We start from the raw sequence: 17,715 nt of genomic DNA, 5'->3' as shown, positions 1-17,715 counted from the left end.
ACCTCCCGGAAGGAAGTCCGCGCATGAGTCCCCGACCGCTGAAGGAGCCGCTCGCCGACGAGCACGTCCTCCAGGTGGAGCCGCCGCTGAAGCCGTTCGCCGACTCCGGCTGGCGCAGCCGTCCGAACCTCTACACGGGCCGAGCGCTCTCCGCCGAAGCGCTCGCGGCCGAGCAGCGCCAGCACTCGGGCTGGCTCGCCATGCGCGGCCAGGTGCGCTCCGCGGGCGTCATCTCCGGACTGGAGGTCGAGCTGGACTCCGACCTGGGCGAGGACCGGGAGGCCCATTTCCCCGTCTTCACCATCGAGCCCGGCATGGGGCTGACCGCCAGCGGCGAAGACGTGCACCTGCCGCGCGCCCTCCGCGTCCGCGTGGCCCGGGTCCCGGTGTACCGGACGGGCGACAGTCCCTCGGGCCTGCCGCTCGACGCGCTGGCCCATGTGAACGCGGCCGACACGCAGTACGGCCTGCGCGCCGCCGTGCTCGTCCTGGTGCCGGTGGTGACTCGCAGGGATCACGCGCCGGACCCGAACGACCCGGGCGAGGTCGACCTGGAAACGCGCGCCCTCGACGACCACCAGTGGGTGGACGGCTGCACGCTGGTGCTCTTCGCGTGGCCTGCGGAGTGGCCCCTGCCGGCGAGGGATGCCCGGTGGCGCAATCGCCTAGCCTGGGAGGTCTTCGAGCGCGAGCGCCTGCGTCCGCATGGCCAGCCCGCGCCCTGGGAGGAGGTGGGCGTCCCGCTGGCGCTCGTCGGGTTCGAGTCGGACTCCTGCGCCGAGGAGCCCGCCACGCCCATCTTCGTCGACCGCGCAGCCGTGGTGCGTCCGGGAGGCGCGCCGCGCTCGCGCACCCCGCTGCTGCCCGCGCACGGAACCCCGCTGCTCTGGCAGGCCCGCATCCGGCAGCTCTCCGAGCACCTGACCGCGTTCCTCCCCGGGGATATCGACAACGGGACCGTGCTCCAGTCCCTGGCCCTGGTGCCGCCGGTGGGCCAGTTGCCCCGACACGCCATCAACCTGGAGCTGGGCGCGGTGGGCGACGAGCGCCGCTTCTTCCCCTCCAGCTTCGAGCTGGACTTCCGCCCGGTGCCCCTCGAGCAGTTGGACGCGGTAGCGAAGGCGAGCGGCTCGCTGGCACCACTGGACATCGCGCGGCCCGAGCACGTGCAGGTGCTCGTCCCCGTGCCGGAATCCCACTTCGAGCCCTTCCTCCTGCGCGAGGAAGAGGTGGCCCCCGCCTTCCAGCAGGCCATCGACGCCGGCCTGGCGCGGCTCGAGGAGTGGCTGGGCCGCAGACAGATTCTGCGCCGCAGGGCCACGCTGCTCCTTAACGCGTTGTCGGGCGAAAAGTCGGAGTCCGAGCGCTTCCCAGGGCTGGACCCCGTCATCGACGGCGAGCGGCTCCCGAACCCCAACCCCTATGGCTCGCGGGAGAAGGCCTACGAGACGCAGGACGTCCCCCCACCGGGCAACGTTCCCCTGCTGGACGAAACGCTGCTGGTCAACGGCACCTGGGCCGAACCCACCTGGCTGGGCTGGGACAACTACGGCGTATCCACCGCTCGCGCTCCGGGGACGGGAGGCATCGCGGTGCTGTCCCGAAGCACCTCCTACATCTTCGGCACATACCTCACCCTGCGGCGCCTGCTGCCGGATGGCACCCAGACACTGGAGCGCATCCTCCATCCATGGGGGCCTACCGACTTCAAGCTGCTCTACACCGGCGACCAGCCGGTCATCGTCCTCCTCGCCCACGGTCGCGGCAGCGCGGCGACGCAGATCCTGCTGTTGCGCAAGTCGTCACGGGGCTGGGAGCCCGTGGGGATCCAGGAGCTGAACCTCTCGCCATCGAGCATCCGGCACTTCACCGCCGTGTCGTTCCGGAGCGGGGGCATCGATGCGTTCGTGGCCACGACCTCCGGCCTGCGGAAGTTCACGTGGATCGACTTCACTCCGCAGGGGCAGCAACTGCTCGCGCCCGACACGTACGTCCACAAGGTCGTGGCCCTCTGCCCGGAGGAGCTGGGCGTCGAGCTGCTCTTCCTGGGGAGCCCCAGCGGCGATGCCCAGTCCTATTGGCTCCACCACATCTCGGCCTGGCATGAAGGCGGCCGCCCGGAGCTTCGTCCCCGGCAGCCGACGGGAACGCTGGCCGCCGTCCAAGTGACGAGCGCCAGGGGCCGCAGGCTGGAGGCCGTCGTCTCCAGCGGCACCACGAGGCGGCTCGACGTGCTGGTGATGGGCAGCGGCCCGTCGATGGGGCTGCGACACGCGTGGTTCGACGGGACCTGGAAGCTGGGCATGGAGCTGGTGAGCGTCACGGGAGGGGACGCGCTCGTCGCCGTGTCGAAGGGGGATGGCCAGGTCCACGCCTTCTGGTGGGACAGCCCGGGCGAGGCGTCGTTCTCCGGCTATGGCCCGCTGTGGTACCGCCGGTTCGACGGAACCCGCTGGCAGCCCGCCGAGTTGTTGACGCAGGAGGGGCTCTACCTGAACTGGAAAAACACCGTCCTCGAGCAGCCCTTCGACGTCATCCTCGAGGGGGCCAGCCCCAACGTCTTCCTGGCAGCCAACCGGGGACTGCTGCGTCTGCGAAAGGTGGCCGAGAGCACGCGGGAGAGCGTCCGTCAGCGCGGCCTGAGAGGGCTGGTCGGCAACGTGGAGGGCCTCTACACCGAGGCCACGCGGCTCATCGACACCAGCTCCACGCGCGTGCAGGCGGAGCTCCAGCACCTCCGGCAGGTCATGCTCACGAGCAGCACGGAGGCCAGCCGGCTCGCGGTCTCCGCGAACGAGGGCAGCACCCTGGTGGACAGCCCGCTGGTCTTGCGCTCCGACACGGACACCTACCTGACGCGCTTCCCCACCCTTCTGGGACGCGTGACGCTCATCCGCCTGTCGGACGCCATGGAGGCGCTGGAGCAGGCCACCACCACACGGCTCGAGCTGCTCCGCCCCCTGCTCGACCTGGTGAAGCGGCTGGTCGGCGTGAAGGAACTCGGGCTCGACGTGACAGACCTGTACCTGGGTGGCATCTCGAAGGTGACCACCTCCGCGGGCCCCAGGCGGGTGACGCTCACCACGACGAGGCAGGTGTCACGGGAGAACCTCTCGCTGCGCGACCTCGTGAACAATCCAGGGATGCTGGCGGACGCGCTCGCGCGCATCGACGAGGAGCCGGAGAACATCCGCCGCGCGCTCGCCACGGCGCGCTTCAAGTGGACGGAGTCGGCGTACTTCTCCACGGCGCTCCAGCACCTGGAGAACACCCTTGGCCTCCTGCGGGCGTTGGAGCGCCGCCTGCGCCCCCGGGTGAATGCCATGGCGGGCTACAAGGGTCCCCTGGCCCGCCTCGAACAGGCGTCGACGGAGCTGGACAGGCGTCTGAAGGTCGTTGACGGCGAGGTGGCCGAGGCACGTCAGGACACCACCGTCGCCCGCGCCCTGCTCGCCGAGGAGACGATCCGCGTCGCGGCCGTCAACACCCGACGCTCACAGGTGCTCGCGCGGCACGTGCCCTTCTTCATCTACTTGCGTCCCCGCCAGTTCGACCTGACCTGGGGCGACCTCTCTCGCCTGCTCGACCCGGGCTTCGCCCCGGACATCCTCCCCGAAGTGCTCGCCAGCACCGCCGCCGCGCCGCCTGAGCTGCTCTCCTACGTGGAGCTCGTCCGCGACTCGCGGCTCAAGTGGTTCTCCCTCGCGCCCGGATTGCTGGGGAGCCTGGACCGGATGGAGGTCATCCACCGCACCTTCGTCAGGGCCCAGGCGCGCGCCCTCCAGCGGCTGCCGGTGCGCTACCCGCTGGTCTCCAGCCGTGCCGCCTCGCCCTTCGTCCAGGGCCTGTCGCGCCTGCTGTCCTCCCGCGAGGACCTGGTGGCCCGTCAGCGGCTCACCTTCAGTCGCTTCCAGCCCGCCATCCTCGAGACACGGACATGGCTGGAACTCCAGCAGAGTGCCCGCGAGGAGCTGTCGCTGGGAGACCTCATCGACAGCGCGCACGGACGCACGGATGTGGCCCGCGACGCGGCGACGCTGCTGGAGCACATCACGAAGGTGGCCACGGGCCTGTACCAGCGCTTCAGCGCGGTGCTGCCCGCCATCCGCCTGGAGTGGGCCGAGCAGATGAGCCAGTACGACGCGCCCGTCGAGCTGCGCGATCTGTCGCGCCTGCCCCGCTGGGAAGAGGTCGACGTGAGGGCGCGTCGCGAGATGCAGTTGCTGACGGGCTGGCTGTTCGCGCGGGTCGTCTCCACGGAGACCGAGGCCGTCTCGCTCGTCAACGACCTGGTGCGCGTGTGCATGCTCGTGGCGAGCCATGCCCCCGTGAACGAGCTGTTGTCCGGCCACGTCACCAAGCCCACCGAGGCCCGAGTGGGCGGCTCCATCGAGCTGGCGGTGGATCCGGAGCGGGTGCGCGTGGGGATGCAGGTGCAGATCCGTTCGGGCACCCAGACGGTGCAGGCAGTGGTGGAGGACATCGCCTCCAGCGTGGTGCGAGCGCGGGTGCTGTCGACGTCGACGCCCACGGTGACGCTGCCGGAGCGCGCCTCGGCCCGCTTCGCCGACCCCATGCGCGGTGGCCACGGGCTGCTGCCCTTCCTGGATGCCGCATGGTGAACGGGGCGACGCGGCACGTGGAGACGATTCGCCTGACGGCCCGAACCCCGGCGCTCGTGCGTCGCGGCGCCGTGCTGCTGGAGGACGCGCTGCGCACCGCCTCGTTCCCGGAGGCCAGCCGTGGCCGGGTCCTCGTCATCCGACGGCTGCCGGTAGGCGTCATCCATGGCCACCTGCCCCCCGCGAGCGTCGCCCTCGCGATGGAGCGAGTGGTGCGAGAGCTGGCGGCGTCCGCGGTCCATGCCGAGGAGCCGTCCGCTCCACACCGGGACGCGGTCTTCTTCCATGACGACTCGGAGCCACCGCTCGCGCTCGCGCGGAGGCTGGTGCGAGGCGAACCGGTGATGGCCTGGTTCTGGCCCTTCGCCGTGGCGGACTTCGCCCCCTCCCGCCCCCGGGACGAACAACTGCGCCGCGCGCTCGCCGCCGCGTTCACGAGCAGCGCCGGGCTGGGTGCCGCCGTGCGGCTGGTCGAGGTGCTCCACCAGCGGGGCGACCTGGACGTACTGCTTGGCGCCCTGCGGCGGAGCGATGGTGCGCCCCTCCTCCAGGTCTCGGGAGGTACGCCGTCAGTCCCCGGCTCCGTGAGCACGCGCCTGGAACGCATCGAGGCAGGGCTCGAACACGCCGCGCTGCGGTCCGCGGTCGCACGCTGGGTCGCCGACTGGGGCCCCGTGGACGCGAGGTCGGTGTGGCTCACAGCCGTGGCGCTCGTCGTGGAGCGACGCGCGAGACTGGCGGACCGGGGACTGTTCGAGCGGGCCGCGCGACTCGCGGCTGGGTTCGCCGCGCCCCCGGAGATATCGAAAGCCCCCCACCCCACGCGAGCCAGCGCCCAGGCTGACCAAGCCCGCAACTCCACGGCGTCGGCCCCGTTCAAGGACGGTGCGAAGGGAGCGCCCCTGCGTGGGTCCGGCCCCGAGGCCACGTCGACGGTTGCATCGGTGAGAGAGCAGCCCCCCGAAACGTCCTCGGCGCCTTCAGCGAGTCCGAAGTCTCCGCCCACCGAGCCCGTGGACGCAGCGCCTCGGTCCGCTGGAGCACGCACCCTCGTTCCCGGCGAGTCGCGGAGGAAGCCCGACAGCCCAGCCGAGCCCGCCGCGGGGTCCGACCGACCGACGTGGTCCGAGACACCGATGCCCACGGAGTTGGGCGGGCTCCTCTTCCTCATCCCCATCCTCGAGAGGCTCGGCCTCCCTGCCCTGCTCGACACATTCCCGTCCCTCATCGAAGCCGAGATGCCGGAGCGCCTGTTCGGCGCCATCGCGCGAAGGCTCGCAGCCACCGAAGCGGATGCGACGCTCGCGCTGTTCGGAGCCAGGGCGCTCGGCGCGCTTCCGCGTGGGCTGGAGTTCGACCTGGAGCGGCTGCTGCGCGGCCTGCGGGTGGCGGTGCGGCGCTGGTGTCTGCGGCGTGGAGGCATCGGGCTGCGCGCGCTCGTCCTGCGCCCGGCGCGCATCATGGCCACGCGCACGCACCTCGACGTCCTGCTCGACATCCGCGATGCGGACCCGCGCGTACGCGGGCTCGGGCTCGACATCGACCCGGGTTGGGTGCCCTGGCTCGGCCGCGTGGTGCGGTTCCACTACGTCTACAGGGAAGGCTGAGCGGGGAACCGATGTCCCTCGAAACCCTCCGCACACGCCCGACGTCGAGCCGTACGCGTCGATGTCCGGCCCCATCCAGGCCATCCGACTGGGCGACCTCGAACCTGTTCCCGCGCTGGATGTGAGCAAGTGAAGAGTCCCGCCGTCATGCCCGAACCCACCCACGAGCCTCCACTCACCCTGCGCGACTTCGCCCTGGCGAGCGTGGCGCGTCAGCTCGGCCCCGACGAGGCCCCGCGGCTGGAGGTCCACTTCCTGCGTCAGACCCTGGAGGCCGTGGAGGCGCGGCACTCCGACTGGGTCCTCGGTGCTCGGGCCTGCATCGAGGCCCCCGCGCCTCGCGACGTCCCGCTGGTGCGGCTGGCCGGACAACTCGGCCTCACTCTGCTGGAGCAGTTCGTCGTGGCGCTGGCCGCCGCCGTCGAGGAGGAGCCCGTCGTGGGGCGCGTCCTCGCCTTCGTCCAGGCGCCCACCGGCGGCTCGCGTCCGACACTCGGGCTGATCTCCCGGGCCCTCGCCGACGCGGCCCCGCCAGGACAATCGCCGCTGCACATCCTCGCGGCGGGCGCCGCCCTCCAGAGTGGATTGCTCGTGCGGCACGGTGTGGAGCTGCCCCTCGCCGAGCAGTCGCTGGCCCTCCCACTGCCCCTCTACCTGGCCCTCCAGGGTCAGGATGGCGCGTGGCCCGGGACAACGCTCGGGCCTGGCGCCCTGCCGACGATTCCCCTGCCCGACTCCACGCTCGAGAGTGTCCACCGCCACGCGCGGACGCTGATGGCCGAGGCGCGCGGCGCGCTGATCCTCCGCGGTGGCTCCACGGCGGAGCACCGCACCGTCGCCACCGCGATGGCCGCGGCCATGGGACGGCGCCCCCTCTTCATCGAGACCGACCGCCTCGACTCGCTGGGCCCCTTCCTGTCGCTGCGCTCGCTGCTGCCCGTGTTCTGCTTCGACCTCGCGCCCGGGGAGCGCAAGGTCGTGCCGCAGCCCTCCGCGTACGACGGTCCCGTCCTCATCCTCGGCGGCGTGGAGGGTGGCTTCGAATGGCCCTCGGGGAGTCTGCTCACCTGGACGCTGCCGGTCCCCGCACGCGACGAGCGAGAGGCCCTGTGGCGCGAGGCGCTCCAGGACGACGTGCTCGCGGCGCGGCTCGCCAGCACCCACCGCCACCGCGCGGGGAGGATTGCCCATCTGGCCCAGGCGGCGCACCGCCACGCGGCCCTTCGCGGCGGCACAAGCGCCGAGGCGCAGGACCTGATGGCCGCGTCATGGGCGGGAGATGGGGGTGGATTGGGGGCGCTGGCCCAGGCGCTGCCCGAGCACATCAGCGACGAGGCCCTGGTCGTCCCTCCCCCGCTCGCCGCGGAGCTCCAGGCGTTGTTGCTGCGCTGCCGCGCTCGGGACGGCTTGTCGGAGGGGTTGGGTGCGTCCGCGACGACGCGCTATCGCACCGGCGTGACGGCGCTCTTCGTGGGACCCTCGGGCACGGGCAAGACACTGGCCGCGGGCTGGCTGTCCACCCGGCTGGGCATGCCGCTGTACCGGGTGGACCTGGCCAGCGTGACGAGCAAGTACATCGGCGAGACAGAGAAGAACCTCGCGCAGATCTTCGCGCGTGCCGAGCACGCCGAGGTGATGCTCCTCTTCGACGAGGCGGACTCGCTGTTCGGCCGACGCACGGACATTCGCGACTCGAACGACCGCTTCGCCAACGCGCAGACGAACTACCTCCTCCAGCGCATCGAGTCCTTCGACGGCGTCGCGCTGCTGACGAGCAACAGCAAGGGCCGGTTCGACCCGGCGTTCATGCGCCGGCTCGATGCCATCATCGACTTCCCGATGCCAGGGCCCGAGGAGCGGCGGGCGCTGTGGCTGTCGCACCTGGGGACCCGGCATCGAGTGAGTCCCAGGGACTTGAATCGGCTGTCGGCCATGGCGGAGCTGGCGGGCGGGCACATCCGCAACGCAGTGCTGCTGGCCGCGGTGCTGGCGCATCAGGAGGCGCGCCCCATCGAGTGCGCCGACCTCTTGAGAGGCTTCGCCAGCGAATACAAGAAGCTCGGTCGGCACGTCCCGACGGAGCTGCGTGACGCTGGCCCCACTCCGGCGCCGCCCGTGAAGGCGACCCCACCCCGCCCGCCCCCAGGCGAGCCCTGACCCTGCTTCGTTTCGCTGGCTTCCCGACACGCGAGTCCATGGAGGAATGGCACATGCCCACCCCATCACCGGAACCCGGGCCCACGACATCCACCCTTGTGCTGGGCGAGAGCGCGAACACCCACGTACTCCCCGCCAATGACGACGGCTCGGCGGGCCCCATCGAGCTGGGCTTCCCCGTCAACTTCTTCGGGACGCTCCACACGTCGGTCTTCATCAACACCAACGGGAACGTCACCTTCCGGGAGCCGCTCTACAAGTACCTGCCCTTCCCCATGGGGGCTGGGACACCGCCCATCATCGCGCCCTTCCTGTCGGACGTGGACGTGAGGGGCGGCGCCTCCGCGCGCGTGCGCCACGGCACCACGACATTCGAGGGCAGCCCGGCCTTCTGCGTGAACTGGATCGACGTCGGCTATCACGCGGGGCGCTCCAACAAACGCAACCGCTTCCAGTTGCTGCTTGTGGACCGCAACGACCTGGGTCTGGGCAGCTTCGACATCGTCATGAACTACGACCGCCTGGTGTGGGAGTCAGGCGAGTCCGGCGGTGGCAGTGATGGCCTGGGAGGCCACGCCGCAGGGGGTGGCTTCTCGTCCGGGACGGGTGAAGCGGGCACCGCCTTCGAGTTCCCAGGCGCGCGCACACCCGGCGCGCTGCTCGATGACAACGCGGCCACCGGGCTGACGCGCACCAGCCGGAACAGCGCCAGCCTGGGGCGCCACATCTTCCGGTTTCGCGGAGGCCGGCCAGAGCTTCCGCGCCCGGCGGGCCGCAGCCAGAAGGCCCTGCCCCGCGCCGTGCTCCGACCGGATGGCCGGGTGCTCGTCCTGGGAGACTCCCAGCCCGTGGTGGATCTGTTCGTGCCGGCCTCGCTCGGAACGCCCGATGCCTGGGTCGCCGCGCGCGACTCGCTCATCGACCGCCGGTTCCACACCGCCACGTTGTTGGAGGGACATGGCCAGGTCCTCGTCACGGGCGGAGAGAGTCAACCCATCACCACCGAGCTCCATGACCCGCTGACGGACACGTGGCGGGCCCTGGCGCCGATGGGTGTGGGGCGCATCACCCATACCGCCACGCGCTTGAACCATGGCCGGGTGCTGGTGACGGGAGGCTACAACCCGTCCACGCAGGGGCTCGACACGTGCGAGCTGTATGACGCGGGGAGCGACACGTGGACGGCCACCGGCAAGCTGGGCACCGGCCGTAGCAAGCACACCGCCACGCTGCTTCCGGACGGGCACGTGCTCGTGACGGGAGGACTGGACGCGTCCTCGAACCCGCTGCGCTCGGCCGAGTTGTACGACCCCGCAACGGGCACCTGGGAGGCCGCGGGCGACATGGCGGGCCTGCGCTTCGAGCACACGGCCACGCTGATGCAGGACGGGCGCGTGATCGTGGCGGGAGGCGCACCCTTCATGGACATCAGCGGCTCCGCGGAGGTCTATGACCCGACGGAGAAGTCCTGGACGCCGGTGGGCAACATGGCCCGGCCTCGTCGCAAGCACACCGCCACCCTGCTGCCCACCTGCCATGTCCTCGTCACCGGTGGCGGCCACGAGCACGTGGGGACCCTCGACAGCGTCGAGCTGTACGACGTGCACTCCGGCACCTGGAGCACCGTGTCGTCGCTGAGCGTGGCGCGGGCCTACCACGCCGCGGTCCTGCTCAACGACGGCCGCGTCCTCATCGTCGGCGGCGCCAACGACACCGCCCGGGGGACGTACGAGCTCTACTACCCACCTCTCCACAGGAAGTAGCCGGAAGGTCGGTCCTCATGTTCCGCCGCGGTCCGCGCAAGGAAGAACGTGTTGCCCGCTCGACGAACATCGCGTCGAGGGAGCGCGCTCCACGTCCTCCGCGCATTCGGGAGCAAGAGCGGGAGGGCCTCGACCCGGAGGAGACGCCCGAGCCAGAGGGGGCACGTCGCGGCCGGGACCACGTTCCGCGCTATCTCGGCGGACAGGGGACGCCGGAAGTCGAGACGCTCCCCGTGTACCTCGGAGGTCGAGGACCGGCGCTGGACGAAGATGGAGCGCGCGGACCCGAAGGGCTCGGCGTTCCGCGCTACCTGGGCTCCGAATCGAGCCTGCTCGCAGCCAGGGCGAACGCAAGCCCAGGCGTCGACGGTGCCGACACGGAATTGCCCGACACGAGCGATACCAACACGGCAACGAGCGCCCCAGAACCCGAGAAGGAATCCCGAAGCGCCGAACCCGCCCGTGCGGCGGTGAGGGCGGAGGCTCCGGCGCTGACAGACGGAGGCTTGAGTGGCGACGGTGGCGGGACTGGTGCCACGGCCGAGGCGCCAGCCACCCTCGACACGGGGAGCCCCGGCGCCGTGCTGGAATCCCTCGCGCGCACACCGGCCACGGCGGCCCTGGCCGCGTTCACCCAGGCCAGCGAGTCCTCCCCTGGCGTCCTCCAGGCACAGCGCGACGAAGCCCAGGTGCGCCTCCCCGTGATGCCAACCCCCACGGGACTCCTCGCCCAGGAACGCGTTCCCTCGGAACAAGCCCTCTCCATGGGGGCCGCGACAGCTCCGCTCCAGGCAAGCGCCCCCTCCACCGGGCCAGGCGGCTCCCTCGTGGGACCGCTGGTGCCCGAGGCCCCGGCGTTGCCCCCTCCCGAGCCCGCGGTCCTCGCGGGAGGCACGGGCGAGTCGAGCGACGCACAGCGTGACGGCGATCAGGAACTCGCCCACAGCGCACAAGGGGCCCTCGCCAGCGTGGGCCCGCAGACCACCGGAGTGCCGACACAGGCCACGGAGCGGCCCTCCGTCGACCTGAGCGGCGACGCCGACCCGACACACCTGGAGTTGGCCTACGGCGCGTCGGACCAGCAGACGCACGCCGCTCGCCTCGACGCTGCCCAGGACATCCAGGGGGACTTCGGAGAGAACGCCATCTTCCCGGAGGCCGATCCTTCGATGCTCCGGCCGCACCTGTCAGAGGCGGGAGCAACCGCCGCCATGCCTGGAGCCTCCGCCGCCGCGCTGTCGATTCCCGCCGAGGCGCGGGCCTCCATCGACGCTGGCGTCTCCCCTCCGCTCCAGGAGCGCATCGGCGCCGAACAGCAGCACTACACGCAGGAAGAGGCGAAGTACGAGAGCGATACCGAGCAGGCCCATGCGCAGGCCCATGAGGACATCGCCGAGTTGGGCGACGAGGCCCGCTCCACCCAGACGGATGCGCAATCCACGGCCCGCGCCTCCGTCGGCCTCGCGCGACGTGACTGGGAGGGAGAGCACGCGCGCGTCGAGGCGGACTTCCAGGGCAAGGCACAGACCGCGAGGACGGACCATCGCGACCGCATCTCGACCGAGACGCGGGAAGGCAACAGCAAGGCCGACGCCCACATCGCCAAGGCGGAGCAGGACGCGAGTACGGAGAGTCAGCGCGCGGATGCCGAGGTCGAACGCAAGAAGCGCGAGGCCAAGAAGAAGTCCAGTGGCTTCTGGGGCTGGGTGAAGTCGAAGGCGAAGGCGCTCATCGACGGCCTCAAGGCCGCCGTCAACTTCGTCTATGACAACCTGCGCAAGGCGGTCAAAGCCATCTTCGACGCCGCCAAGAAGCTGGCGCTCGCGGCCATCGAGCTGGCGAGCAAGGCCATCGTCGGGCTCATCCAGGCCTATGGGGCCATCCTGAAGGGCCTGGTGGGTATCGCCCTGGCGGCCTTCCCCGACATCCGCGACCGCATGCTGCGGCGAATCGACCAGGCGGTCGAGACGGCCACGCGGATCGTCAACACCGCGGCGGAGGTCCTCAAGAAAGGCGTCGCCGCCGTGTTGGACTTCCTGGCGGAGACCATCGACAAGGCGCTGGGACTCGTCCAGAGCATCTACAACGGCCTCCTCACCGTGGTCGGCATGCTCATCAGCGGCGAGTTGCAGGAGCTGATCGCCCGCTTCGCGGACCTCGTCGCGGCCGCGAAGACGGCCCCCGGCCAGTTCGAGACGGCGGCCTACGAGGAGCTGCTCGGGGGCAACCTCGACCAGCCCCTCTCCCCCTCGGAGCTCGCCGCGGCCGGGCGCATGCCGCCAGCGGTCGCGGCGTCCCCGGAAGGCACGGCGCCCGCCACGCCGCAGGCCACGCAAGACCCAGGCGCCGACGCGCCGCTCCCCGGCCCGCCCTGGACGGAGGCCAACGTCGGCGCGGATGCGGTGGCCGAAGGGGAGCAGCTGCCTCCCCTGCTCCTGGCGGAGCTGCATCAACAGACGGGTGGCGGCGACGGAACGGTCGTCTTCGGAGAATCCACCGAGGCGAACCGGACGCTCGACGCCGCGCTGGGACTGCCCACGTCCGGGCAGGCTCCGGCATCCCAGACACAGACGGAGGCGGGACAAGAGGCGTTCCCGGACGATGGCCTCACGCCTCGAGAGCGCGCGGCGATCAAGTGGGAGGCAATGAAGAAGGGGCTGGCCGCGTGGTGGTCCGCGAACTGGCCCTATGTGCTCGCGGGCGGTGTCCTCGCCCTCGCTGGCTTCATCATCGCCAACATCCTGACGGGAGGCGCCCTCCTGGCCGCGCTCATGCCCATCATGAGCGTGATGGGGTCCCTCTTCACGGGGCTCATGGTGATGCAACTGGCCGGGCATGTCCGCGACTTCCTGCAGAAGGGCTGGAATGGAGACATCGCGGGCGGAGGCAAGAGCCTGGCGAAGGGCATGGCGGCCGGGGCCATCGAGATCATCTCACTGCTGACCTTCAAGGCCGGCGGACTGGTGGTCAAGGGGGCGCGCGCCACGGCCCGGGGCGCGGTGAAGGGCGCCCAGGCGCTGGCCCAAGGTGCCTCGGGAGCGGCGCGTGTACTTCGCGGGGGCGCCAGCTACGTGCTCGAGGGCGGCAAGGTCCTGATTCGAGGCGTCGGCAAAGGCATCGCGCGAGGCGTCGAGAACCTGCGCGCGCTCGGCGGCAGGCTGCTGAGCCGCACCCGGTTCAAAGGCTTCCGCATCCTGCTCCAGGGGCGTCGCTTCCGGCTGGAGGGCCGCATCAATCCCTGGGTGTTGCTGGTCCAGGGAACCATCACCGAGGCAGATGTCCATACGCCTGGGGCCACGCGGCTCAGCAACAAGCAGCTCGCCGAACTCCGCCAGAGCACCCATCCCCAGGACTACCTCAACAAGGTTCATGCGGACGACCTGGTCACGGCGGGGACGACCCCGGCGAACACCCGGAACCCGTGGCCCCACTTGGAGTCCGTGGAGGACTTCGCCAACCGCATGCGCGCCGAGCTGAACAAGGCGAAGGGCGAGTACGACCGGCTGCGCCAGATGACCCAACTGAGCCAGACGGATGCCACGAGATTGAGGCAGTTGGAGGACGAGGTCCTACCCACACTCTCCAAGGATGTTCACGCCCTGGAGAACCCGGCGGCCGTCAAGCCGCCCCGCGCGGATTCCCGCGACGTCCCGACTCACGTCACAACCGCCAACAAGATCACGGTGGAAGTGCCACCAGAGCAGTTGGACCACATCCTGAATGCCCATACGGTCGAGAACTTCGATCCGGTCCGGCGCATCGGGGAGCTCCAGAAAAAGCTCAACACGCACGTCACCTCGTTCTTCCCGGAGAGGACCATCACGAACCGCCGCGAACTCTACACCCTCATTGAGCAGGCACTCTCCGGGAAGGGAGGGCGCAACATCACCGAGGCCGAAAAAAACGGCCTCAATATCAGCCTGCGCAACAATCGCCTCGAATGCTGGGTGGGCCCGAAATCAGGGGGGGGCCTGAAAGTGAACTCAATTTATGTCCAGGGAGGTCAGCTCACATTGACGAAAGCGCAGATCCAGGCATATGCCAATGCGATCCAAGCCGGGACACGCACCGTTGACGACATCCGCCGCGAGATTGCGGTGCGGTTCGCGAGAGGGTTCTAGATGGACACGGTGGAACGAGAACTGAGGGCGCGGCTTCGCAGAATCTACGTAGATGGATGGCAGTACTGGGAAGAGCCCGCCAACCAAGCCGAGACCCAGGAGCGCCAGCTCGAGGTGCTGAGGCAAAGCGTCACCCAGCTCCTGGGCCATCCCGCCACTGTGCAGACCACTCCACGGGACATCAACAACTACTACGATATCGAGTGTCCACTGAGCCCCCGACTCCCTCCTAGCCGAACCGAGATGTCCTTCGAGGGACGTGGCCCGGAGGAACCCGCCGAGTACTTCCAGATGCTGTTGAGCGTCGTGGCTCCGGTGGTCGCCGGAGTCTGGCACCGCTTCTCTCCTCCCGGCATCGAACCTTGGCACGAGATGTTCGACCTCCTCAGCCAGGAGTGGTTCGCGACACATCCCGGGCACGAACCCGCCGCGCGCGAACTGGTTCGTGTCGCGGAAGGACTCGGGCTTACCGTCCTGGGCTGGGACGTCACCCTCAAGCCAGCGGACAAGGACTGGCCAGTGGCGCGATTGATGCCGGAGGCCCCCGACCTGAGGCACTACCTGTTTGAGGGCTACTACGACGACTGGGGAGGAATCGCCAAACCCGTCCGGGACCCGTAATCAAACACACGCAGCACCAATGCCTCACGTTTGGAGGCACACTGCTCCAAGGTGTAATGGGAGGAACGCAAGGCCTTTGAACACCACATCGTCGAGGCCGGGCACCTGAGAACCACCGAGCAGCCCTCGCCGAGCGTCTTGAAAGTGACGCGCCCGCGAGTCAGCGGCTGGCGCGATACTCGGAGGCCAGTTGCACGTAGTGATGGGCGGACATCAGGAGGAACTCGCGCTCCGCTTCGGTGAGGGGCCGCTTCACCTTGCCGGGAGCCCCCATCACCATGGAGCCGGGAAGTATCTTCGTCCCGGGAGTCAGCAGCGTCCCCGCGCCGATGATGCAGTCGTCCCCCACCTCCACCTCATCCAGGAGGATGGAGCCCATCCCGACGAGGACGCGGTTGCCCACGGTACAGCCGTGCAGCACGACGTGATGCCCCACCGTCACGTCGTCACCGATGACGGTGCTCGACCTGCCGCCGGTGACGTGGACCAGGGACAAGTCCTGGAGGTTGGTGCGCTTGCCCACGCGGATGGGATTCACGTCGCCGCGCATCACCGTGTTGAGCCAGACGGAGGAGTCCTCGCCCAGCTCCACGTCCCCCACCACCTGGGCGGAGTCGTCCACGAAGCAGCTCGGGTGGACGCGGGGGGTCACCCCGCGAAACGCTCTCAGCGCCATGCAGTCACCTCTTGCGCGAGCGGCCCTCAGGCCTCCGCGACGACGTGGAACGGCGAGACGGGCGGCGCTACCGGCAGCGGCTCCACGGTGGGCAACTGCAACACCGCCAGCTGCTTTCCAGAGAGCTGGTTGGGCGTGGAGCGATCCACCTTCACCGTCACGAAGGAACCCGTGGGCGCGTCGCCCTCGAAGTTGACGGTGCGGTTCTCCGGCGTGCGGCCGAAGCGCTTGGCGGCGTCGTAGCGCGAGTGGCCCTCCACCATCACCTCCACCACCGTGTCCACCAGGGCCGCGGTCGTCTCCGCGCTGATGCGACGCTGCAGCTTCTGCAGGCGCTCCAGCCGGGCGATCTTCACCTCGTGCGGAATGGGGCCCCAGTCCTTCTCGCGCAGCGCCGCGCCCGTCTTGGGGCGGGGGCTGTAGATGAAGGAGAACTGGTTGTCGAAGCGGACCTCCTCGGTCAGCTTCATCGTCATCTCGAAGTCCTCCTCGGTCTCTCCGGGGAAGCCCACGATGATGTCGGTGGTGACGGCGATGCCCGGCCGCGCCTCGCGCAGCTTGTTGAGCCGCTCCATGTACTGCACCACGGTGTAGTCGCGGCGCATCATCTTCAGGATGCGATCACTCCCGCACTGCACGGGCAGGTGGAAGTGAGGGGCAATCTTGGGCTGCGTACGGAACGCTTCAATCAGCTCGTCGGAGAGGTCGTGCGGGTGGCTGGTCGTGAAGCGCACGCGCTCGATGCCCGGCACCTCGGCGGTGCGCAGGAGCAACTGGGCGAAGGACACACCGCCCAGGTACGAGTTCACGTTCTGGCCGATGAGCGTCACCTCGCGCACGCCGACCTTCGCCAGTGAGTCCACCTCCAGGAGGACCTCCGGGAAGGCGCGGCTCACTTCACGGCCGCGGGTGTGCGGGACGACACAGAACGAGCAGACGTTGTCGCAGCCCTTCATCACCGTGACGAACTCGGTGACCTTGCCGCGAGACGTCTCCGGGTCCGCGCGCGGGAAGACGTACTCCTCCGAGTCCACGAAGGCGGTCTCCACCACCCGCTCCCGCTCCGACTCCACGCGGCCGATGATGTCCGGCAGGCGGGCGATGTTGTCGGGACCGAAGACGAAGTCCAGGTACGGCACCTTCTTGATGAGGCGGTCCTTCTCCTGCTGGGCCACGCAGCCGCCCACGCCGATGAGCGCGCCGCGACTGGCCTTTACGGGCTTGTAGCGGCCCAGGGCGGACAGCATCTTGTCCTCGGCCTTCTCGCGGATGGAGCAGGTGTTGAGGATGATGAGGTCCGCGTTTTCCGGCACAGGCGTCGGCTCGTAGGACATCTTCGCCAGCACCTCGCTCATGCGGAGCGAGTCGTTGACGTTCATCTGGCAGCCGAAGGTGTGGATGAAGTAGCGCTTCATGGGGATTCTCTGAGCAAGAACGTGCCCTTATGCGACGGTCGGGCACGGAAATCAACCGAACCGGGGCCCGCGGTCATCCCTGACTGAGCAGTCCGGTCATCCGGGTGTGGAGATCCAGGAGGGAGCCCTCGCGTTCCCGGAGGAGCGCCAGGGTGGCCTCGCCATAGCGGCGGCCCAGGGCCACCGTCTCCCGCTCCTGCTTGCCCAGCTCGTCCCGGACGCGGGTCCGCAGCTCCTCCGCCGAAGCCTCCGAGGCCCCTTCGAGCTGACGCAGCTTGTCGTCCAGCTTCCGAGCCGTCCACCGGCGGCCGCCGAAGGCGCGCAGCATGGCGATGCCCTGCTCCAGCGCCTGGGAATCCAGGCCGGAGGCCGTCTGGGCCAGGGCGTGGGCACGGGCCAGGGCTTCCGAGCCTCTGGCCGAGCCCACGTCGGCCAGGAAGGCCTCCTGGTAGCGCACCAGGGCATCGAGCAAGGCGCCGTCCACGGGCGGCATGGCCATGCGAAGGGTCCGGTCATCCGCCGCGGAGAGGTGGGTACCCGTCTCGCGGTTGGGGACGTCCTGGTAGCCGTGGTCGTCGAAGAGGGAGGGGGCCATGGGACTCCTGGGGAAAGGCCGGGCAGGTGTAACAGGGCCCGTCCCGTCGCGGTAGGGTTCGCGACACTCCTCTCCTGGCGCGAATCTGAACATGCCCAGGTAGCGCGCCACCGAGCGGCCCCACCCACGGAACATGCA

Annotated in this window: 9 protein-coding genes; 6 read left to right on the top strand and 3 right to left on the bottom strand. The window is 69.9% G+C overall.

The features are described from left to right. Positions 1-23: 23 nt before the first annotated feature. The 6 genes from HUA75_RS33270 to HUA75_RS33245 all read left to right on the top strand — a co-directional run bounded on the left by HUA75_RS33270 (position 24) and on the right by HUA75_RS33245 (position 14,891). On the top strand, positions 24-4,622 hold the full coding sequence (locus HUA75_RS33270) for a hypothetical protein (RefSeq protein WP_174488679.1): 4,599 nt from the start codon (positions 24-26) through the stop codon (positions 4,620-4,622). Next, positions 4,616-6,229 (top strand): hypothetical protein, encoded by a 1,614-nt coding sequence (locus tag HUA75_RS33265; RefSeq protein ID WP_174488678.1) that lies wholly within the window; start codon positions 4,616-4,618, stop codon positions 6,227-6,229. The genes HUA75_RS33270 and HUA75_RS33265 overlap by 7 nt, the downstream gene beginning before the upstream one ends. A 147-nt stretch (positions 6,230-6,376) precedes the next feature. Continuing rightward, positions 6,377-8,386, top strand: a complete 2,010-nt coding sequence (locus HUA75_RS33260) for an ATP-binding protein (RefSeq protein WP_174488677.1) — start codon at positions 6,377-6,379, stop codon at positions 8,384-8,386. 53 nt (positions 8,387-8,439) lie between these two features. Beyond that, positions 8,440-10,149 (top strand): kelch repeat-containing protein, encoded by a 1,710-nt coding sequence (locus tag HUA75_RS33255; RefSeq protein WP_174488676.1) that lies wholly within the window; start codon positions 8,440-8,442, stop codon positions 10,147-10,149. Positions 10,150-10,730: 581 nt separating this feature from the next. Continuing rightward, the gene (locus tag HUA75_RS33250) at positions 10,731-14,270 is read left to right on the top strand and encodes a hypothetical protein (RefSeq protein WP_174488675.1); all 3,540 of its coding nucleotides are present in this window, start codon (positions 10,731-10,733) and stop codon (positions 14,268-14,270) included. Further along, a complete protein-coding gene (locus tag HUA75_RS33245; protein ID WP_174488674.1) occupies positions 14,271-14,891 on the top strand; it encodes a hypothetical protein in 621 nt (206 codons plus the stop codon). 160 nt (positions 14,892-15,051) lie between these two features. On the opposite strand, the gene HUA75_RS33240 is transcribed toward HUA75_RS33245, so the two are convergent. The 3 genes from HUA75_RS33240 to HUA75_RS33230 all read right to left on the bottom strand — a co-directional run bounded on the left by HUA75_RS33240 (position 15,052) and on the right by HUA75_RS33230 (position 17,577). Then, positions 15,052-15,567, bottom strand: a complete 516-nt coding sequence (locus tag HUA75_RS33240) for a gamma carbonic anhydrase family protein (protein ID WP_141644408.1) — start codon at positions 15,565-15,567, stop codon at positions 15,052-15,054. Between the two features lie 26 nt (positions 15,568-15,593). Continuing rightward, on the bottom strand, positions 15,594-16,982 hold the full coding sequence (miaB, locus tag HUA75_RS33235; RefSeq protein ID WP_174488673.1) for a tRNA (N6-isopentenyl adenosine(37)-C2)-methylthiotransferase MiaB: 1,389 nt from the start codon (positions 16,980-16,982) through the stop codon (positions 15,594-15,596). A gap of 73 nt (positions 16,983-17,055) precedes the next feature. Next, the gene (locus HUA75_RS33230) at positions 17,056-17,577 is read right to left on the bottom strand and encodes a hypothetical protein (RefSeq protein ID WP_141644406.1); all 522 of its coding nucleotides are present in this window, start codon (positions 17,575-17,577) and stop codon (positions 17,056-17,058) included. Positions 17,578-17,715: the final 138 nt, after the last annotated feature.

The organism is Myxococcus sp. CA040A, assembly GCF_013336725.1.
Lineage (GTDB): Bacteria > Myxococcota > Myxococcia > Myxococcales > Myxococcaceae > Myxococcus > Myxococcus llanfairpwllgwyngyllgogerychwyrndrobwllllantysiliogogogochensis.
Note: the sequence above shows the minus strand (reverse complement) of the source record. Positions and strands in the feature narration are given on the sequence as shown.